This is a genomic window from Streptomyces sp. ISL-100, from assembly GCF_018614615.1.
Lineage (GTDB): Bacteria > Actinomycetota > Actinomycetes > Streptomycetales > Streptomycetaceae > Streptomyces.
Map to the genome: position 1 here is coordinate 1 of NZ_JAGGOK010000148.1, position 19,673 is coordinate 19,673.

18 protein-coding genes and 1 pseudogene are annotated in these 19,673 nt (G+C 70.6%); 12 read left to right on the plus strand and 7 right to left on the minus strand.

Going from position 1 to position 19,673, the window contains the following annotated elements; genetic code table 11:
* Positions 1-14 precede the first annotated feature (14 nt).
* The 3 genes from J7E89_RS40035 to J7E89_RS40045 all read right to left on the minus strand — a co-directional run bounded on the left by J7E89_RS40035 (position 15) and on the right by J7E89_RS40045 (position 2,937).
* Positions 15-1,661, minus strand: a complete 1,647-nt coding sequence (locus tag J7E89_RS40035) for an alpha-amylase family glycosyl hydrolase (protein WP_214981423.1) — start codon at positions 1,659-1,661, stop codon at positions 15-17.
* 63 nt (positions 1,662-1,724) lie between these two features.
* The gene (locus J7E89_RS40040; protein WP_214981424.1) at positions 1,725-2,426 is read right to left on the minus strand and encodes an HAD family phosphatase; all 702 of its coding nucleotides are present in this window, start codon (positions 2,424-2,426) and stop codon (positions 1,725-1,727) included.
* A 25-nt stretch (positions 2,427-2,451) separates the two neighbouring features.
* Positions 2,452-2,937 (minus strand): Lrp/AsnC family transcriptional regulator, encoded by a 486-nt coding sequence (locus J7E89_RS40045; RefSeq protein ID WP_214981425.1) that lies wholly within the window; start codon positions 2,935-2,937, stop codon positions 2,452-2,454.
* A 216-nt stretch (positions 2,938-3,153) separates the two neighbouring features.
* Between J7E89_RS40045 and J7E89_RS40050 the strand changes: the two genes are divergently transcribed.
* Both J7E89_RS40050 and J7E89_RS40055 read left to right on the plus strand, forming a co-directional pair.
* Positions 3,154-4,683 (plus strand): FUSC family protein, encoded by a 1,530-nt coding sequence (locus tag J7E89_RS40050; protein WP_214981463.1) that lies wholly within the window; start codon positions 3,154-3,156, stop codon positions 4,681-4,683.
* 146 nt (positions 4,684-4,829) lie between these two features.
* Positions 4,830-5,897, plus strand: a complete 1,068-nt coding sequence (locus J7E89_RS40055; protein ID WP_214981426.1) for a lactonase family protein — start codon at positions 4,830-4,832, stop codon at positions 5,895-5,897.
* A gap of 54 nt (positions 5,898-5,951) precedes the next feature.
* On the opposite strand, the gene J7E89_RS40060 is transcribed toward J7E89_RS40055, so the two are convergent.
* Both J7E89_RS40060 and J7E89_RS40065 read right to left on the minus strand, forming a co-directional pair.
* Entirely contained in the window at positions 5,952-6,878 is a 927-nt protein-coding gene (locus tag J7E89_RS40060; protein ID WP_214981427.1) for a sirohydrochlorin chelatase, read from the minus strand.
* Positions 6,879-6,973: 95 nt separating this feature from the next.
* Positions 6,974-8,014, minus strand: coding sequence for an N-acetylglucosamine kinase (locus J7E89_RS40065; RefSeq protein WP_214981428.1), 1,041 nt, complete (start codon positions 8,012-8,014; stop codon positions 6,974-6,976).
* A 105-nt stretch (positions 8,015-8,119) separates the two neighbouring features.
* Between J7E89_RS40065 and J7E89_RS40070 the strand changes: the two genes are divergently transcribed.
* The gene (locus J7E89_RS40070; protein ID WP_214981430.1) at positions 8,120-8,797 is read left to right on the plus strand and encodes a uracil-DNA glycosylase; all 678 of its coding nucleotides are present in this window, start codon (positions 8,120-8,122) and stop codon (positions 8,795-8,797) included.
* Between the two features lie 225 nt (positions 8,798-9,022).
* A pseudogene (locus J7E89_RS40075) lies at positions 9,023-9,885 on the plus strand (alpha/beta hydrolase).
* A gap of 67 nt (positions 9,886-9,952) precedes the next feature.
* Here J7E89_RS40075 and J7E89_RS40080 read toward each other — a convergent pair.
* Positions 9,953-11,038: a sialidase family protein gene (locus J7E89_RS40080; RefSeq protein WP_214981432.1), complete on the minus strand. Its 1,086-nt coding sequence runs from the start codon at positions 11,036-11,038 to the stop codon at positions 9,953-9,955.
* Positions 11,039-11,307: 269 nt separating this feature from the next.
* On the opposite strand from J7E89_RS40080, the gene J7E89_RS42605 reads away from it, so the two are divergent.
* Entirely contained in the window at positions 11,308-11,469 is a 162-nt protein-coding gene (locus J7E89_RS42605; RefSeq protein WP_374196998.1) for a carbohydrate-binding protein, read from the plus strand.
* Here the strand turns inward: J7E89_RS42605 and J7E89_RS40085 are convergent.
* Entirely contained in the window at positions 11,466-12,083 is a 618-nt protein-coding gene (locus J7E89_RS40085; RefSeq protein ID WP_214981434.1) for a TetR/AcrR family transcriptional regulator, read from the minus strand. The genes J7E89_RS42605 and J7E89_RS40085 overlap by 4 nt on opposite strands.
* 125 nt (positions 12,084-12,208) lie before the next feature.
* On the opposite strand from J7E89_RS40085, the gene J7E89_RS40090 reads away from it, so the two are divergent.
* The 7 genes from J7E89_RS40090 (at position 12,209) to J7E89_RS40120 (ending at position 19,574) form a co-directional block, all read left to right on the plus strand.
* Positions 12,209-13,036, plus strand: coding sequence for a class II aldolase/adducin family protein (locus J7E89_RS40090; RefSeq protein WP_374196999.1), 828 nt, complete (start codon positions 12,209-12,211; stop codon positions 13,034-13,036).
* Positions 13,036-14,934 carry a neutral/alkaline non-lysosomal ceramidase N-terminal domain-containing protein gene (locus J7E89_RS40095; RefSeq protein WP_214981436.1) on the plus strand — a complete coding sequence of 633 codons (1,899 nt, stop codon included), beginning with the start codon at positions 13,036-13,038 and terminating at the stop codon, positions 14,932-14,934. Before J7E89_RS40090 ends, J7E89_RS40095 begins: the two co-directional genes overlap by 1 nt.
* A 24-nt stretch (positions 14,935-14,958) precedes the next feature.
* Positions 14,959-16,023 carry a hypothetical protein gene (locus J7E89_RS40100; RefSeq protein ID WP_214981438.1) on the plus strand — a complete coding sequence of 355 codons (1,065 nt, stop codon included), beginning with the start codon at positions 14,959-14,961 and terminating at the stop codon, positions 16,021-16,023.
* Between the two features lie 122 nt (positions 16,024-16,145).
* Positions 16,146-16,304: a hypothetical protein gene (locus J7E89_RS40105; protein WP_214981440.1), complete on the plus strand. Its 159-nt coding sequence runs from the start codon at positions 16,146-16,148 to the stop codon at positions 16,302-16,304.
* A 121-nt stretch (positions 16,305-16,425) separates the two neighbouring features.
* On the plus strand, positions 16,426-16,836 hold the full coding sequence (locus J7E89_RS40110; RefSeq protein ID WP_214981442.1) for a DUF4158 domain-containing protein: 411 nt from the start codon (positions 16,426-16,428) through the stop codon (positions 16,834-16,836).
* Complete coding sequence (locus J7E89_RS40115; RefSeq protein WP_251061753.1) at positions 16,787-19,459, plus strand: Tn3 family transposase; 2,673 nt, start codon at positions 16,787-16,789, stop codon at positions 19,457-19,459. The genes J7E89_RS40110 and J7E89_RS40115 overlap by 50 nt, the downstream gene beginning before the upstream one ends.
* Complete coding sequence (locus tag J7E89_RS40120; RefSeq protein WP_214981446.1) at positions 19,434-19,574, plus strand: hypothetical protein; 141 nt, start codon at positions 19,434-19,436, stop codon at positions 19,572-19,574. Before J7E89_RS40115 ends, J7E89_RS40120 begins: the two co-directional genes overlap by 26 nt.
* Positions 19,575-19,673: the final 99 nt, after the last annotated feature.

Below are 19,673 nucleotides of genomic sequence, written 5' to 3' on the forward strand. Positions count from 1 at the left end.
TCTTCATGAGTCTTCTAGGTGCTTCCCTGGTCGTTCCTTAGTGACTGAGGTCGAAAGTGGCTGAGGTCGAAGACGCCGTATGCGAAAGCTTCCGCCGTGATTGTGCGGCCATCGACGTGTACGCCGGAGACCTCCACCGGCCGGGGCCGGGGACTGCTGGAGATGCCTTCCGGCAGGGTGATGGCAGCCGTCGCGCGCTGGGGATTGATGACGACCAGGTAGCGCCCGCCCCGTGTGTAGACGAAGGGATGGCCGTCGTGCAGGACGGCCACTGCGCCCGCGCTCCCGAATTCCGGGGTGGTCGTGCGCAGGGCGACGAGGCGGCGGACCAGGTGCAGCAGTGAGCCATCGTCGCGGCGCTGGGCGGCCACCGTGGGGCGGTCCGGGTCGGGGTCCAGGGGCAGATAGAAGCGCTCCGGCGGGGCAGTGGAGAAACCGGCCCCCGGAGTGGCGTCCCACTGCATCGGCGTACGGGAGCCCGCCCGGTTGTAGCGCGGGCCCAGGACGCTGCCTTCGGTGTCGGGGAGGCCGGGCACGAAGCGCATGCCGATCTCGTCGCCGTAATAGATGGCGGGGAGCGTCGGCCAGGTGAGCTGGAAGGCGAACGCGGCGGGGAGCTGCTCGGGGGTGCGCGGGCCGCAGTTGAGGCGGGCGAAGTCGTGGTTGGCGGTGGGCAGGGCGGCGAATCCGAGGCCGTTGATGGCGGCGGCGGCGTCCTGCCACACTTCGACGAAGGGGCGGGGCGAGCCTTTGCCGCCGGGGTCGAAGAAGCAGTCGACGGGGTCCCAGTCGTCGTTGTCGGTGCCGTGCCGGTTGTTCCACAGGGAGCGCAGCGGGCGGCCTACGGTGGGGCCGCCGAACTGGAGGAAGAAGTCGGCATGGAAGCCCGCCGGTACGGACACGACCGGGTCGCCCCACTCCGACAGCAGGACCGCCTCGGGGTGAGCGGCGTCGAGCCAGTGGCGCAGCTCGGTCCAGATCTTCGAGGTCTCGCTCGTGTCGGCGTCGTCCTTGACGAGCGAGGCCGCCATGTCGACGCGGAAGCCGGCCAGGCCGAGGCCGAGCCAGTGGTCCATGATGTCGCGGAGCGCGGCGCGGTTGGCGCGCGGGCCCTCGGCGTCGACGGGCCGGCGCCACGGTTCGGCCGGATTCATGCGGGCGTAACCGAAGTTGAGGGCGGGCTGGGAGTCGAAGAAGTTCGGCAGGTACGCCCCGGGGCGGGCGCCGGGAGAAGCGACGAACCGCGCCGGGGCCGGCTGGGTCCCGTCGGTCCAGATATAGCGGTCGTCGTCGGTGTCGTCGGCGGAGGCGGTGAACCAGGGGTGCTGGTCGGAGGTGTGTCCGGCGACGAGGTCGAGGAGTACGCGGATGCTCCGGCGGCCGGCCGCTTCCACGAGGGCGGCGAGGTCGTCGTTGGTGCCGTAGCGCGGGGCGACCGTGAGGTAGTCGCTGATGTCGTAGCCGGCGTCGAGGAAGGGCGAGGCGAAGCACGGGTTGAGCCAGACCGTGTTCACACCCAGCCAGGCGAGGTGGCCCAGGCGTTCGGTGATGCCGTTGAAGTCACCGATGCCGTCGCCGTTGGAGTCGGCGAAGGACTGCGGATAGATCTGGTAGAAGACGGCGTCGGCCAGCCAGGCGGGAGCGGGGCGGAACGTTGTCATGGAGGGGTACTTCCCTCGCGGGAGCGCGAAATGCCCCGATCGTGCCGGTGACGTATTTCGGCGTCACCAGCACTCACGGGCAGGCCGCTGTCCGATCCAGTCGTACGCCGCCTGCGCCGTGAACTCGCTCTGGCCGCCCGGGAAGAGCAGTCCGGCCGTGGCGAACGCCGGATCGTTCGCCGTCCCGCGCACATACGGCACGGCGACGCAGCGCATGCCCGCCGCGTGCGCCGCCGCCGCGCCGGCCGGGGCGTCCTCCAGGACCACGCAGTCGGCCGGCGCCGCGCCGATCCTGCGGGCGGCCTTCAGGAAGACGTCGGGCGCGGGCTTGCCGTGCGGGACCTCTTCGGCCGAGACGAGGTCGGTGATCAGGGCGTCCAGGCCGGTGCCCGCGAGCACCGCCTCGATGGCGGCCCGGGACGAGCCCGAGGCCACGATCACCGGCGTCCGTTCGGCGTGCAGCCGCTCGGCGAACTTCCGCATCTCGGGGAACACCTCGGTGGCAGCGGCGGCCAGCTCCAGATACAGCCGGTTCTTGCCGGCGAGCATCTCGTCGAGCGGCGCCGTGATCCCGTACTGCTCACGCAGGGCCGCCAGCGTCTCGCGCGTGCCGATGCCGATGAAGCGGGTGTGCTCGTCCCAGCCGAAGTCCGTGACGCCGTACTGGGCGAGCAGCTGCCTGCCCGCCCGGTAGTAGTTCGGCTCGCTGTCCACGAGCGTGCCGTCGAGGTGGAAGATGACCGCGGTGCGGTGCAGGTGGCTCATGGCACCAGCATGCCAAGCCCGCCGCTCAGTCCCGCTGCGCGGCCGCCGCCCTGCCCACCGACTCCACCAGTGGAAGCAGCCGGTGCGGCACCCGCTCGCGCAGCGCCACCTCGGTCCGTGTCCGTACGACGCCGGGAATCTGGATCAGCCGCTGGATGACGTCCTCCAGATGCCCGTTGTCGCGGGCCGCCACCCGCGTCACCAGATCGCCGCCGCCGGTGATGGAGAACGCCTCGATGATCTCGGGTACGGCAGCCAGCGCGTCACCCACCTCGTCCAGATGACCCTGGGTGACCTCGACGTGTACGAAGGCCAGCACGGGGTGGCCGAGAGCGGCGGGGGACAGGGCGGGGCCCGTACCGGTGATCACGCCGTCGCGCTCCAGCCGGTCTAGCCGGGCCTGGAGCGTCCCGCGGGCGATGCCCAGGAGACGGGCGTACTCGCGCACGCTGGTGCGCGGCTGCTCGATGAGGAGGCGCAGGATACGGGTGTCGAGCTCGTCCACTGCCATGATCCGTTGGTCTCCTTCTGGCCCGGTCTTCTGAACGTAAACAGTACCAATGGTCCAGTGTCATCTCATCGAGTTGAGCCAGTGTGCCTCTTGATGCTTTCCTTTACTCATTGATGGCGCCGCCAGCGCCGGACGGCAACGAAGCCGCCTCCGGACCCGCGGCGCCTTTGCCATGTCTGAAGAGCGAGGGGGGCGGAACCAACCGTCGTGAAGAGGATGTTTACCGCTCCTGATCCGGGGCTCCTGCGTCTGCGCGTCTCCACGCGCGCCGTCATCGGCGTGGGGCTGTCGGTGGCAGCCGCCGAACTGGCCGGGCTGTCCCTGACCGCCTCCATCACCGCGGGACTCGCCGCGCTCCTCGCGCTCTTCACCGTCCAGGACGCGACCACGCGCCGCCAGGCCGTCACGACCGCGCTGCTCCCGGTCGCGGGCTTCCCGGTCCTCGCCCTCGCGACGGCCCTGCACGGTGCGCCGCTCCTGCGCGACCTGGCGTTTCTCCTGGTCGTCTTCTGCGGCGCGTACGCCAGGCGGTGGGGGCCGCGCGGGCACGCGCTCGGCATCTTCGCGTTCATGCAGTTCTTCGCCACCCAGTTCCTGCACGCCGTCCCCGGCCAGCTGCCCGAGCTGTACGCCGCCGTCGCGCTCGCCGTCGCCGTGTCGGCCGCCGTGCGCTTCGGGGCGTGGTGCATCGAGCGGCGCACCCCGCCGCCCGCCGCCCCGGCCCCGCTGACCGGGCGCGGCCTCGCCCGGCCCACCACCCGCCAGGCGTTCCAGGTCACCGCCGCGTGCGCGTTCGCGCTCGCACTGGGCCAGCTGCTCTCCCAGGAGCGCTGGTACTGGGCCGTCGGCACTGCCTGGTGGATCTTCGTCAACACCACGGCGCGCGGCGAGACCCTGGTACGGGGCTTTCGTCGCGTACTCGGTACGGTCGCCGGCATCGGAGCCGGCTTGCTGATCGCGGTCCCGATCGCCGGGGCCCCCGCGGCGACCGCCGCGCTGGTCGCGGTATGCGTCTTCGGGATCTTCTACACGGCCGCGCCCTCGTACAGCTGGATGATGTTCTTCGTGACCGTCATGGCCGGTCTGCTGTACGGACTGCTCGGCGTCCTGCACCCCGGACTGCTGCTCCTGCGCTTCGAGGAGACCGCCGTCGGCGCGATCGGCGCGGCCCTCGCCGTCGCCCTCGTCCTGCCCGTCACCACCCACGGCGCCACCGACGCCTGGATCCAGCGCGCCCTGCACTGCGTGCGCGCCTGCACGGCCGAGGCGGTCGCACGGCTGGCGGGATCGGACGATGCCGACCCGGCTCCGCGGGCCGCCGAACTGGAGCTGCTGCTCGGGCGCGTGCGGCTCTCCCTCGCGCCGCTGATTCATCCGCTCAGCCCGTTCCGTGCCCGCAAGGCCCGGGCGCGCCAGGTGCTCGCGCTGCTCGACGAATGTGCCCGAGAGGTACGCGGACTGGCTTCCGTGGCGGCGGACCCGTACGCAGGCCATGACGCCCGGCTCGCAGCGGCCTGCTGGCGGGTCGAAGCGGCGGTAGGGGCGCTGGTCTCGCCGGGTACGCCCGGGGCCGTACCCGACACCGAGAGCGGGACCACAGCGGCCGCCGACCCGATGCCGCTCCCCGTCGAGCCGGCGCTCGCCCATCTCCACGGCCTGGAGACACTGCTCGCCCAGCTCGACGAGCCCTTGCGAAGCTCGCCGCGCTCCCCGCTGGACACTGTGCCGCGCTCAGCATCACGCTGACCGAACCGCGCCCCGCGTACGCGGGGCCAGTGATGTGGTCTAGACCGGCTTCTACCATTGAACGTCGGCACCCCGGCAGAATGTGATCGAAGTCGTCACAGCCTCTTGCGGCTGTACGCGGTCAACTGGCGGAAAGGGGCTCCACGGTGAGCAGCAGCAACGAGGCCGAGCGGGCTGGGCGGTCCGGGCGGGCATTCATCGGGTCGTTCACCTCGGCAGGCGGGCGCGGGATCGTTGCCGCCGCCGTGGACCGGGAGACGGGCGCGCTCACCGTGCTCGGGTCGACCGACGCCGTCACCGACCCGTCGTTCCTCGCGCTCGCCCCCGGCGGAACGGTTCTGTACGCCGTGAGTGAGGCCGACGACGGGGCGGTCGCGGCCTTCGACGTGACCGGCGACGGCGCACCGGTCCCGGCCGGCGAGCCGGTCCTCGTGGGCGGCGCCGCGCCCACCCATCTCGCGCTCGCCGCCGGGCATCTGCTGACCGCCAACTACGGTTCGGGGAGCGTCACGGTGCTCCCGGTCGGCGCGGACGGCGCTCCGGAAGCGGCCACCGGCGTACTGCACCACCGCGGCAACGGTCCCGACCAGGACCGCCAGGCGGCACCGCACGCGCACCAAGTGCTGCCCGACCCCACGGGACGGTGGGTGCTCAGCGTCGACCTCGGCACCGACTCCGTACGGGTCTGCGAGCTGGCGGCCACCACCGGGACGCTGCGCGTGCACACCGAGACCGCGCTGCGGCCGGGCTCCGGGCCGCGCCACCTGGCCTTCCACCCCACGGGCGGTCACGCGTACGTCCTGGGCGAGCTGGAGCCGACCGTCACCGTCTGCCGCTGGGACGCCGAGTCCGGAGTGCTCGTAGCGCTCGGTGAAGCTCCTGTGGTGGCCGCGGGCACGGAAGGGCCGACGTACCCCTCCGAGGTCGTCGTCGCCCGCGACGGGCGCTTCCTGTGGGTGGCCAACCGGGGGCACGACAGCATCGCCGTCCTCGCGCTCGACGAGTCCGGAGCGAAGGCGGAGTTCGTGACGACGGTGGAGTGCGGCGGTCAGTGGCCGCGCGACCTCGCCCTGGACCCCTCGGGGCGCAGGCTGTACGCCGCCAACGAACGCTCCGGGAACGTCACCTGGTTCGACATCGACCAGGAGACGGGCATCCCGCGCCGCGCGGGCTCCATCAAGGCCCCGGCGGCCTCTTGCGTCGTCTTCGGCTGACGGGAACGCCCGGGGGCCCGCACCCGGTTGTTCGGTGCGGGCCCCCGAATGCACTCAGTGGGCCTGCATGCCCTGCGCCTGCTGTTGCGGGGCGATGCCCAGCGCCGTCGTGTAGTGCGACAGCGCGAGCTTGCCGATCGCCGGGTACGCGCCCAGCGGCTCGGCGGTCGCGCAGTCCGCCTCCTTGACGGCCGCGTCCAGGAGGCTGTCGGGCACCTCGGGACCGATCACGTACGGCGCCAGGGCGAGCTGCGTCGAGCCGGAACCGCGCAGCTGCTCCGCGACGGCGCCGACCGAACCCTCCTCGTCGAGCGCGGCAGCGATCACCGGTACGGCGAGACGCGCGGCCAGCAGCATGCCGGTGATGCCGGCGGCCTGCACGGCCTCGTCGCCGCCCACGGTGGCCAGGATGATGCCGTCGGCCGCCGTGGCGACCGTGAACAGCCTGGCGCGGTCGGCGCGGGACAGACCGGCCTCTGACAGGCGCACGTGCAGCGCCTCGGCGAGCAGCGGGTGCGGGCCGAGGACGTCGGTCAGCTCGACGGCGGCACGGCTGTCCATGACGGCCTGGCGTATCCGGCGCATCAGGGCGTTCTCGGGGCCGGCCAGGAGCGGCACCACGACGGCGACCGGGCCCTGCGGCTCGGCGACCTCACGGCCCGCCGCGAGCGCCTGCTCGTAGCGGGCGGTGCGCTCGGTGGCGGTGTACGCGAGGACACTCTCAAGAGTGGGGTACTCGGCGTTGTCGCCGTCGAGGTAGCCGATCCGGGCGTCAAGACCGGGCAGCTCGGAACGGGCGATACTGACGACTTCCTCCGCCAGGCTGCGCGACGCGCTGCCCGGGGTACCGGGGACGGCGAGGACAAGCGCGGGCGCGCCCTCGGGCGCCACCGCGGGTTCCGGCCGGCGGTGCCGTCCGGACTGTCGTGGTCGCGGCATTCGTACAGGCAGGCCGGATGCGGGCCCAGTGGGGGAGCTCATGGCGCCGCATGCTACTGGGTTTGTGTGCTTGGATGTTCGGGGAGGGGGCGTTGAAGCGGTGTCTGTCCCTATTTGTCCCGTGAGTCGCTTTGAGTTCAACTGCCCTGCTCTGTCGGTACGTGCAGCAGGCGCCCGTCGACCGGCAGCCGCAGGCTGTCGGTGGCGAGCGAGGCGGCGAGGCGCACGGCTCCGGCCAGCGGATCTCCGGCCGCCGAGACCGTACGGGCGTGCGGCAGCCGCTCGGCGAGTGCGGCCCGCAGGGGTCCGAGCAGCGGGTCGCCGATCTTGAACAGGCCGCCGGTGAGGGCCACATCGCACGCTCCGGACGGCGGGCAGACGGCAGCGGCGGCGTCGGCGATGTGCCGGGCCGCGTCGCGCAGGATCCCCGCCGCGACCGGATCGGCGGGTTCCGCCGTCGCGCAGTGGGCCACTTCCGGCGCGAACGAGGCCAGCACGGCGGGACGGTCGGCGCGGGGGTAGAGCAGACCGGGCAGCTCGGGCGCGGGACCGAAAACCGCCTCCACGCGGGTCAGCAGGGCGGGGGAGCCGCCGGGCCTCCCGTCGTGGGCGCGCATCGCCGCTTCGAGCCCGGCACGGCCGATCCAGGCTCCGCCGCCGCAGTCACCGAGCAGATGTCCCCAGCCGTCGGCCCTGCGCCAGGCCGCCAGGTCCGTACCCAGGGCGATCATGCCGGTGCCGGCCGCGACCACCGCTCCCGGCCGCAGGCCGAGCGCTCCCGCGTACGCCGTGACGGCGTCGGCGGCCAGCGCGAGGCGCCGTACGCCCAGCGCGCTCTCCAGCGCCCCGGGCAGCCGGGCCCGCAGATCGTCGCCGAGGGTCGCCATCCCGGCCGCGCCGATCGCGACGGCGCCGATCGTGACGGGGTACGCGGCGCCGTCCGGGTCTTCGGCGGCGCCGTCCCGGTCTTCGGCGTTGCCCAGGAGCGCGCGGGCCATCGGAAGCAACTGCTCCAGCAGATGCGCCGCGTCGATTCCCGCATGCCCCGTGCGTACGGGCTCACGCGATGCGGCGATCTTCGTACGCCCGATGTCCGAGGCGTCCGCGAGCGCCACCCGCAGCCCCGACCCGCCGGAGTCGACCCCCAGCACCCACGACGAACGCCTGCGTGACCTCAAGGACCGGCTCCAGGAAGAAGAGGAGTGACGGCGGCAGACTATCCGGAGCCCCGCGCGCCCGGGCCGGCAGCACCCGTGCGCCGTACGCCGGTAGAGTGATCTGCCGTGGCAGCACTACCGTTGAACGAACTTGTCGAGCCCGGATGGGCCGACGCGCTGCGTCCCGTGGCCGGGCGCATCGCCGCGATGGGCGACTTCCTGCGTGCGGAGATCGCGGCAGGCCGCACCTATCTTCCCGCTGGAGCGCATGTCCTGCGCGCCTTCCAGCAGCCCTTCGACGAGGTACGTGTCCTGATTGTGGGTCAAGACCCGTACCCGACTCCGGGAATGGCCATCGGCCACAGTTTCGCGGTCTCGCCCGAGGTCCGCCAGTTGCCGGGCAGCCTGGAGAACATCTACCGGGAGCTGCACACGGACCTCGGCTTGTCCCGGCCGTCCAACGGTGACCTGACTCCTTGGACCCGGCAGGGCGTGCTGCTGCTCAACAGGGCGCTCACTACGGCTCCTCGCAAGCCCGCGGCGCATCGTGGCAAGGGCTGGGAAGAGGTCACCGAGCAGGCGATCCGGGCGCTCGTGGCGCGCGGAAAGCCGCTGGTGTCCGTCCTGTGGGGGCGTGATGCCCGTAACCTGCGGCCCTTGCTCGGCGACCTCCCGGCTGTCGAGTCCGCGCACCCGTCACCGATGTCGGCGGACCGCGGTTTCTTCGGCTCGCGGCCGTTCAGCCGCACCAATGAACTGCTGGTCCGCCAGGGCTCGCAGCCGGTGAACTGGCAACTGCCGTAGCAGCAGCCGTACGCACCGTCCGCCGGGCGGTGGGCAGCGGTCGAATTGGCCGGTTCAGGATCATGACGCCGGCCAGGCAGGTACGGTGACTGGCCAAGACACCGGCGCGGAACCCCACCGGGCCGCAGCCGGCCCGGCCGGACCGGAGAGACCATGGCATTTGATCCGCAGCTCCAAGCCCTGTACGACCAGCGTGCCGCGCAAGGCGCACGGCCGTTGTACGAGATGACACTGGACGAGGCCAGGGCGGCCGACCTCGCCGCTGTCCAGGCCGACGCGGGAACTCCTGAGCCCGTACGAGAAGTGCTCGACGAGTCGATACCGGGACCCGCCGGAACACTGCCTGTCCGCATCTACCGCCCCGACGCGGGCCCGGGCCCCCTCCCCGTCCTCGTCTACTTCTTCGGCGGCGGCTGGACACTGGGGAGCATCGAGACGAGCGACGCGATCTGCCGGAGCCTGGCGAATGCCGCCGGCTGCCTCACCATCGCGGTGGGTTACCGCCTGGCGCCTGAGCACAAGTTCCCGGCGGCACTCCACGACTGCTTCGCGGGCCTGCGCTGGCCGCCGAGCACGCCGCACGCCTCGGCGCCGACCCCGCGCGCATCGCTGTCGGCGGCGACAGCGCCGGCGGCAATCTCGCCGCCGCCATGACCCTCATGGCGCGGGACGCGGGCGGCCCCGCCATCCGGGCCCAGCTGCTCGTCTACCCCAATACGGACTACCTCGCGGACACCGAGTCCCGCCGCGAGAACAACGATCCGCTGCTCTTCAACAGCAAGTCCGTGCAGTGGTACTGGGACAACTACCTGACCTCCCCCGAGGACGGGAACACCCCGCTCGTATCCCCGCTGCGCGCATCCAGCCATGCCGGCCTGCCGCAGGCGCTGGTGATCACCGCCGAGTACGACCCGCTGCGCGACGAGGGTGAGCAGTACGCCCAACGCCTGCGCGACAGCGGTGTCCCGGTCGAGTCCACCCGCTACCCGGGCGTGGCCCACGGCTTCTTCGCCATGGCGGGAACCCTCGACGCGGGCAGCCGTGCCCTCGGGCAGGCGGCCGCGTACCTGCGCACCGCCTTTGCATGACGCCACCCCTGCGGAGCCGGCGATCCCCGGCCGGCCAAACCGGGGATCGCCCGCGCCGCTGCCACGGTCAGCCGATGACGGCCGCCCGCACGCACAGCACATCCGGCAAATGAGCGGCGAGCATCTGCCAGCTGTCCCCGTCGTCCGCGCTCGCGAAGAGCTCGCCGTTGCGGTTGCCGAAGTACACGCCCGCCGGGTCGGCGTCGTCCGTACAGAGCGCGTCGCGCAGCACCGTTCCGTAATGCGGCTCCTGCGGCAGACCCGTCGACAGCGGCTCCCAGCTCTTGCCCGCGTCCCCGGTGCGGTAGACCCGGCACTTGTTTTCGGCGGGCACCCGGTCGGAGTCAGCCGTGATGGGGAAGACGTACGCCGTGTCCGCGCGGTGCGGATGCGCGGCGGCGGCGAAGCCGAACGTCGAGGGAAGCCCCGCGCCGATGTCCGACCAGTTGGCCCCGGCGTCGTCGCTGCGGAACACCCCCCAGTGATTCTGCAGATACAGCCGGTCGGGATCGGCCGCATCCTGGGCGATCTTGTGTACGCACTGGCCGAACTCCGGGTCGGGATTGGGCAGGAACACCGCCGACACCCCCTTGTTGGACGGCGTCCAGCTCGCCCCGCCGTCCAGCGAGCGAAAGACCCCGGCCGTGGACACCGCGACCGTCACGGCCCGGGCGTCACGCGGATCGGTGATGATCGTGTGCAGCCCCTCGCCGCCACCGCCCGGCACCCACTGCGAGCGCGTCGGGTGCTCCCACAGTGGCCGTACGAGCTCGAAGGACTCGCCACGGTCCTCCGACCGGAACAGCGCGGCGGGCTCTGTCCCCGCGTAGACCACGCCGGGCGCCTCGGAAGCGGCCGGATGCAGCTGCCAGACCCGCTCCAGTGATGCCTCGGTGAACTCCGGGAACTTCACGGCAGGTTGCTTCGGCTCGCCCCAGGTCGCGCCCAGGTCGTCGGAGTGGAAGACCGAGGGACCCCAGTGCAAGCTGTCCCCGCCGACGAGCAGCCTGGGCACCGCGCCGCGGGTGTCGATGGCGATCGAATACACCGCCTGCGCGTTGAAATGAGGCCCGTCGAGCTCCCACTCGCCACCGCGCCTGCGGCCGATGAAGAGCCCTTTGCGTGTTCCTACGGTGAGCAGTACGTCGGTCATGGCCGACACCTCCAGGACGCCGTTGTCTCAGACACGGGCCAGTGTGCACCCGCCCACTGACAGTGGGCCCCCCAAGCGGGTGTTGTCGCAGTTCAGACGGCATGCCGGGCGCGATCGGCCCGCCGGGACAGTGGGGGCTTCCCATCCGACTTACTTACATACCGGCGGTATGTAAAGAGGTTCCGAGGCTGCTGACGGCGGGAGGCGCCGGCCATGGGAGGATTCGCATGGGCCGGCAGTGAGCCGGCCCGTCGAAAGGGCGTCAGGACATGGCAGCGGGATTTTCGGAGTGGAAAGTCAATCGGCAGTATTCGGCGAATGACCGCGCCGCCTATTTGGGTAAGCAGTATCGCTGTCTGGTCACGCACAAATCGAATTCCGCATGCAATCCGAAGACGGCCACCAAGATGTGGCAGCAGTACACCGACTAGCGACTGGCGACCTGCGTGGTTGACGCGGCCAGCAGCAGCGGCAGGAACCGGCGCGCGAGCGCTCCCGGCGCGAGCCGCTCCGGTTCGACGTAACTCTGGCCGAGCGCCCCCTCCCGCATCGCGATGAGGACCCTGACCAGGTCGTCAAGGTCGACAGTGGGCCGCAGCCCGGCCCGCTCCAAGAGGTCGCGCAGCAGCCGGACCGCCTCCGCGCGCAGCCGGGCGTCATGATCGGCCAGTACCCGGGCCGCCCGCGGGTCGCGGATGGCGTACAGGGTGAATTCCGTGGTCACCAGGAACCAGGTGCGCTCGTCCGGATCGACGTACGCCAGCACTTCGGCGATCCGGCCGAGGGTCAGCTCGTCGTCGCCGATCTCCGCCGCCGTCCGGGCGATGCGCCCGAGTTCACGGTCGGCGTGTGCGTCGAAGAGCGCGAAGAACAGCTCGTCCTTGGTCCGGAAGTTGGAGTAGAAGGCGCCACGGGTGTAGCCGGCCCGTCGGCAGATGTCCTCGATCCCGGCGCCCTGGAAGCCCGATTCGGCGAATACCTCGCGCGCGGAGTCCAGCAGTCGTGCCAGCGTCTGCGGCCGCCGCTTGGTCGTTCCCTTCGGCATCGGCCACCTCACTTCCGGAAATGCGGGTCCCTTCGTCCGGACCCTTGACAGCGCCTACGGCCTCGGAAAGCATCCGGACCCGTAATCGGATACGCGAATGTATCCGATGGACGAGGAGGCACACCATGCCCGAAGCGACGCCCCCCACCATGTCCCAGGTCATCGCGGCAGCCGCCGGACCCATGCCCGAAGGGGTCACGCTCCCGACGCCGCCGTCCTTCGATTCGGCGGATGTCGAAGGGGAACGGCGCTACCGCATGGAGCAACTGGCCGCCGGATTCCGGCTCTTCGGCAAGTTCGGGTTCTCCGAGGGCGTCGCGGGACACATCACCGTCCGTGACCCGGAGAACCCCGGCTCCTTCTGGGTCAACCCCTTCGGCATGAGCTTCAGCCGGATCAAGGCGTCCGACCTGATCCTCGTCGACCACGAGGGCAACCTCCTGTACGGCAACCGCCCGGTGAACCGGGCCGCGTTCGTCATCCACTCGGAGGTCCACAAGGCACGCCCCGACGCGCTGGCCGCCGCGCACTCCCACTCCCTGCACGGCAAGGCGTTCTCCAGCCTCGGCATACCGCTCGACCCGATCACCCAGGACGCCTGCGCCTTCTTCGAGGACCACGGCATCTACAGCGACTACCGGGGTGTCGTCAGCGACGCGGAGGAGGGCAAGCGCATCGGCGCGGCCCTCGCCTCGTACAAGGCCGTCATCCTCCAGAACCACGGCCTGCTGACGGTCGGCCAGTCCGTCGCCGAGGCCGTCTGGTGGTTCATCACCATGGAACGCTCCTGCCAGGCGCAGTTGCTGGCCATGGCCGTGGGTACGCCCAAGCTCATCGACCGGGACACCGCGCTGCACACCCGCTCCCAGATCGGCGGCCACTTCGCGGGCTGGTTCCAGGCGCAGCCACTGTGGGAGCAGATCACGGCGTCCGACCCCGACCTCTTCGGCTGATGGGTTACCTCGCCGGATGCGGTGTCGCCGACATCACGGGGGAGGCCGCCGAGTGCGGGATGCTCGGGTACGGCAAGGCCGGCCAGCAGACGTCCGGAATCCACACCCGCCTGCACGCGCGGGCGTTCGCTTTCGCGGACGGTGAGCGGCGGCTGTTGCTCGTGGTGTGCGAACTGCCGCTGATGTCGGCAGGAGTCGTACGAGCGGTGCTTCGGCGACTGCCCGCCGGCTACACCGAGTCCAACGTCATGATCACCGCCACGCACACCCACTGCGGTCCCGGCGGCTACTTCCACCACGCGCTCTACAACAGCAACACGGGAGGCTTCAGAGAGCGTACCTACGGTGCGATCGTCGACGGCATCGTGGAGGCCTCCGAAGCGGCACACGCCGACCTCGCCCCTGCTGTACTGCGCCTGGCCCACGGCGAGCTCCACAAGGCCAGTGTCAACCGCTCCAGGCGCGCCTTCGACCGCAACCCCGCCGCTGACAGGGCGCACTTCCCGGACGCCGTGGACCCGCAGACCACGCTGCTGCGCATCGAGCGAAACGGACGGCTCACGGGAACGGTCAATTGGTTCGCCACGCACAACACGAGCATGACCAACACGAACACGCTCATCAGCGCCGACAACAAGGGCTACGCCGCCTCTCACTGGGAAGCGCAGGACCCCGGCGTCGTCGCCGCCTTCGCGCAGACCAACGCCGGCGACATGTCACCGAACCTCTACCTCGCGCCGGGCAGCGGCCCCACCGGGGACGAGTTCGAGAACACCCGCATCATCGGCACCCGCCAGTACGCGGCGGCCGCCGCGCTGTACGGCGACGAGATACCCGGCGCCCTGGCCGCCCGCCTCACCCACCTGAACCTTTCCCGGGTGACCGTACGGCCCGAATTCACCGGAGACGGGCGTACGCACCGCACCTCGGGCCCGGTCGCGGGCGCGGCGGCCTTCGCGGGGGCCTGGGTGGACGGACCGGGGTTCAGGGGCTTCAGGCCGGGCCGCAACCTGCTCTGGGACACCCTGTCGCACCAGGTCGTCTACCCCCTCGCGCCCCGCCTGCGCGACGCTCAGGCACCCAAGGGAATGTGCCTGCCGGCGGGGCCCGTCAACCGTGTCCGCCCCATGGTCCAGGAACGGTTGCCGGTGCAGTTGCTGCGCATCGGCCCGCTGTACCTGGTCGGCCTTCCCGCCGAGGTCACGATCGTGGCGGGGCTGCGGCTGCGGCGTACCGTCGCCGCGATCGTCGGTGCGGAACTGCGGAACGTACTGGTCGCGGGCTACAGCAACGCGTACGCGCACTATGTGACGACACCCGAGGAGTACGACGCCCAGGAGTACGAGGGCGGCAGCACACTCTTCGGCCGCTGGGAGCTGCCGGCCCTCTGCCAGAGCGCTGCGGCACTCGCGGAAGCCATGCGCGACGGCAGGCCCGTCACCCCGGGCACGCCGGAGCGTATACGGCCGCCCCGCGCGCGGTACCGGCGACGGGGGAGCGACGTACCGCATCCCGGAAGGCACTTCGGCGACGTCCTCTCCCTTGTCCGTACGGACACCCGTGTCACGGCCCGCTTCGTGGGCGCCCATCCGGGCAACGACCTGCGCAGGGGAGCCACTTATCTGGCGGTGGAACGCGGGGACGCCGGGGAATGGACCAGGATCGCCGACGACGGCGACTGGTCCACCACTTTCCGCTGGACCAGAGCGAGTGCGTCAGCCCCACAGGCATCCACAGTGACGGTCACCTGGGACGTGCCTGCGGACACACCCCCCGGCATCTACCGGATCCGTTACTTCGGTGACACCGCCACGGGTCCGTTCACGGGAACGACGGAAACCTTCGAATGGAACCGGACGGTACGGCACCGGCGTTATAACACCGGGAGCGACCAGTAGAACCGAAGCGAGGGGAACGCGCCGGTGACCAACGGGGCCGTACGGATCGACGGGGACAGTCTGCTGCTGCCGGGCGGGGTGCGGGTGCGTTTCGTACGCACGCTGCGCCTGCCCGAGAAGGGGACGCACGCCCTGCCGCCGGGCCTGGGCCACTTCCCGCTGCGCAGGGTCGAGGACTACGCCGCCACGGTGCCGCAGGAGTGGCTCGCCAGAGGCGGCGTCATGCTGCCCGTGTATCTGCGCGAAGCGATGTGGCTGAGCTTCGCCGGGACAGTGGAACCCGGCGCCCTTCAGGTGGGGGTCGGGAAGGTGTGCGCGGTGTCGGGCAAGCCGTGGAACAGCCGGCTCTCACGCGGCCCGCAGAACTACCTGACGCTGCCGCGCCAGCCCTGGCTCGACGGCATCAACTCCGGGACGGGCACGGTGCGGCAGTTCGTCGCGGTGCCGCTGGGAATGGGCGCGACCGTAGAGGGCCAGGTCACCGGCGAGGAGAAATGGGGCGGGCTGCAACTGCAGTCGTGGCCGCTCGCGGACGGCCCGCTGGAAGCGTGGCGGGAGGAGCAGCGGCGAGCGGCTGAGCGGCGGGCCACGATGCCGCAGACCGGCGGCGGGTACGGCATGCCTGCCCCAGGGGCCGCCGCTGCCCCGGCCATGATGTCCGCCGGTGGAGGCGGCTGGGGCAGTGCGCCCGCGCCCCGGCCCCCGGGGGCGGCGATGGGACTGGGCGTGGGCGGCTCCATGCGCCAGGAGGTCTACAAGGACGACCGGCCGGCCTCGGACTGGGCCTCCGAGCCGTCGGGCCGGGTCTTCGTCCACCTGGTGACGCCGCCGGAGTGGCGGCGCATCACCGGGGAAGAGCCCCCGCGGTCTCCCGTCGACCGGGCCGCGTACACACGGGCCGGCCTTCCTTGGTTCGACTACTACGACGCCGACGGCGAGGACCTGCCACCCACGGACACGCTCGGCGGTGTGCGGCCGGTCGGTGAGTGGTTGGGCGAGGACCACACGCCGTGGCAGCAGCCGTCGCCGCATCAGGTGAAGCCGCTTGGCGACGCACCGGGGAAGCCGGTGGCCGACGGCGACTGGTAGGGGCGACGCGGCGGCCGAAGGGCCGGAGACCGCTGACCGGCGCGACGGGAGATCATGGAGGGCATTGCCGAAGCGTCCGCCGGCACGGTCACGGTGGGCGCGCACGCCTGAGGAGAAAGACCATGCCCGACATCCGCATGTACACCCCGGACGATCCGGCGGCCCCCGTGGAGGCCGTCGAGGTCACCACGGGACCGGCCGGGAACGCCGCGGCGGGGCAGATCCACATTGGCGCGCGGGGCCGTTCGTACGTCCCCCTGGTCGGCCCAGTTCTCGTATAGCTACGGCCACCCGACAAGTAACGCTGAGTAACCATCTGGCCTCGGTTTGGATTCACCGATTTCGCTCTTGCTGACGGGTCGCCACGATGTGGTGATCCAATTGGCTGGCGAAGGAGCAAGGGTGCGTCAGGACTGGGAACCGGAAGAGCTCATCGAGGTCTGGACACTGCTCGAAGACGACATGAAGCGGCTGCGGAACAAGTCCGGGGCGAACAGGCTGGGCTTCGCGATGCTCCTGAAGTTCTTCGAGGTGGAGGCCCGGTTCCCGGAAACCGACGGGGAAGTCCCGGCCGCCGCGGTGGGATACGTAGCCCAGCAGGTGAAGGTGCCGTCGCAGGAGTGGGCGGGGTACGACTGGCAGGGCCGGGCGGCCACCCGTCACCGGACGGAGATCCGTGACGCCTTCGGCTTCCGGGCGAACACCGAGGAGGACCAGGAGAAGCTCGCCGAGTGGCTGACGGCGGAGCTGTGCGGGGGTGGAGATGTCCCGCGAGCGGTTGGCGGAGGCGGTTGTAGCCCGCTGCCGCAATGACCACATAGAGCCGCCTGCGCCGGGTCAGGTCGGCCGGCTGGTGGGCAAAGCCGTCAAGGACTTCGACGCGCAGTTCTGCCGCAAGACCGTGGACCGGCTGTCCCACGCGACCCGTTCGCGACTGGAGGATCTGGTCGCTGGCGGTGAGGTGGGCGCGGAGCCGTCCGAGAACCGGACAACAACAGGTGGCGGGCGGTCATTCTTCACCGAGCTCAAGGCGGACCCGGGGGCACCGGGGCTGGAGAGTCTGTTCGCGGAGGTGGACAAGCTCCAGCGGGTACGGAAGCTGGAGTTGCCGGCGGACCTGTTCGCGGACGTGTCGGAGAAGCAGGTGGACGCCTGGCGGGCGCGGGCGTCGAAGGAGTACCCGGCGAACCTGGAGCGGATGAAGCCGCCGATGCGCCTGACCTTGTTGGCCGCGCTGTGCCACGTGCGGCACACGGAGATCACCGACTCGCTGGTGGAGCTGTTCATCCAGCTGGTGCTGAAGATCAACACCAGGGCGGAGAAGAAGGTCGACAAGGAGCTGACGGGCGAGCTGAAGAAAGTGCGCGGCAAGGAGGCGATGATGCTGCGGGTCGCCGAGGCCGCTCTGTCGGAGCCCTCGGGCACGGTCCGCAGGGTGATCTATCCGGTGGTCGGCGGGGAGAAGACGTTGAAGGCCCTCGCCGCGGAGGCCGCGGCGAACGAGGCCAAGTACAAGGCGCGTGTCCGCACGGTGCTGCGCTCGGCGTATTCGGCGCACTGGCGGCGGATGCTCGCCCCTCTGCTGAAGGCGCTGACGCTCAAGTGCAACAACACCGCCTATCGGCCGGTGATGGACGCGATCGACCTGCTCCAGCGGTACCTGGACCAGCCCATTGCCAAGGAGGGCGCGTTCTTCGACGCGGCCGAGACGGTGCCGCTGGAGGGTGTGGTGCCCGATCAGTGGCGGGCCGCAGTGGTGGACGACAAGGGCCGTGTCGAGCGCATCCCGTACGAGCTGTGCGTGCTGGTCAGTCTGCGCGAAGCGTTGCGGCGCCGGGAGATATGGGTGGTGGGCGCGAACCGGTGGCGCAACCCGGAGGACGACCTGCCGCAGGACTTCGAGGACAACCGGGACGTGCACTACGACGCGATCCAAAAGCCCCAGGACCCGGCGAAGTTCATCGCGGCCCTGCAGAACAAGCACCGCGAAGCCCTGGACCGGTTCGAGGCCGCGCTGGCCAAGGAAACCACCGGCGGGGTGGCGATCGTGAAGAAGAACGGCGAGGGGTGGATCAAGGTCTCGCCGCGGCCCAAGCAGGAGGAGCCGGAAAACCTCGTCGCCGTCAAGACGGAGATCGAACGGCGCTGGGGCACCATCGACCTCCTGGACATCTTGAAGTACGCGGAGTTCGACACCGACTTCATCGCCGAGTTCACCTCGGTGGCAACGAGAGAGAACCTGTCCAGGGACATCCTTCGCCGAAGGCTACTTTTGGTCCTCTTCGGGCTGGGCACCAACATGGGCATCAAGCGAGTCGCGGTGACGGGCAAGCACGGCGAGTCGGAGGCGACGCTGCGCCGGGTGCGGCACCTGTTCGTGAACCGGGCCAACATGCGCGCCGCGCTGGTGAAGCTGGTCAACGCCACCTTCGCGGCCCGCGATGAGATGTGGTGGGGCACGGGTACGGCGTGTGCCTCAGACAGCCGCAAGTTCGGCGCGTGGTCGTCGAACTTCATGACGGAGTGGCACCAGCGCTACCGGGGCCCCGGGGTCATGATTTATTGGCATGTGGAACGAAAGTCCGTGTGCATTTACAGCCAGCTGAAGTCCTGTTCGGCCTCCGAGGTCGCCGCGATGATCGAGGGCGTGCTGCGGCACTGCACCGACATGGAGGTGGACCGCCAGTACACCGACACTCACGGCGCCTCGATCGTCGGGTTCGCCTTCGCGCACATGCTGGACTTCAAGCTGATGCCCAGGCTGAAGAACATCGGGCGGGCCCGGCTGTACCGGCCGGCCGCGGGCGAGGACAAGAACTGGCCCCACCTGGCCCCGGTGCTCTCCACCAGGACGATCGACTGGGAACTGATCGCCCAGCAGTACGACCAGATCGTGAAGTACACCACCGCCCTGCGCCTGGGCACCGCCGAGGCCGAACAGGTCCTGCGCCGGTTCACCAAGGGCGGCCCCAAGCACCCGACCTACCAGGCGATCGAGGAGTTGGGGCGCGCGGTGCGCACGGCGTTCATCTGCGACTACCTCTCTGATGCGGACATGCGCAAGGAGATCGGTGAGGGTTTGCAGGTGGTGGAGAACTGGAACTCGGCGAACCAGGACCTGTTCTACGGCGATCTGACGGGGGCGGACAAGGAAAGCCAGGAGGTCTCGATGCTCGCCCTGCACCTTTTGCAGAGCAGCCTCGTGCATGTGAATACCTTGCTTGTACAGCAGGTTCTGGCCGACCCGAAGTGGGCCGGCAAGCTCACTGAGGCGGACCGGCGGGCACTGTCCCCGCTGTTCTGGACCCATGTGAATCCGTATGGAAGATTCGAACTGGATATGAACAGCCGTCTCGACCTGGACCTCGCCTCTACGGCGGCCACGGTGCCTGGCCCGCGCAGTCCACGGGATGAGGCGGCTGCGGCCGGGAGCTGATGAGGACAGCGGCGCCAGGTACGCCGCACTCGGCATCGTCCCCGACGCCTACGAGCCGCACCTGGACGTCGACTTCACCAAGCTCCGCGACGGCTTCGACGAAGAAGCGGCCTGAGGGGCACCGGGCGGCTTTGCGGGGCGAGGAGTGGAGGCGGCCCGGCCATGGGTACGTCTGTACGGCAAGGGCCGCATCCCCCCGCTATCGACTGGGGGA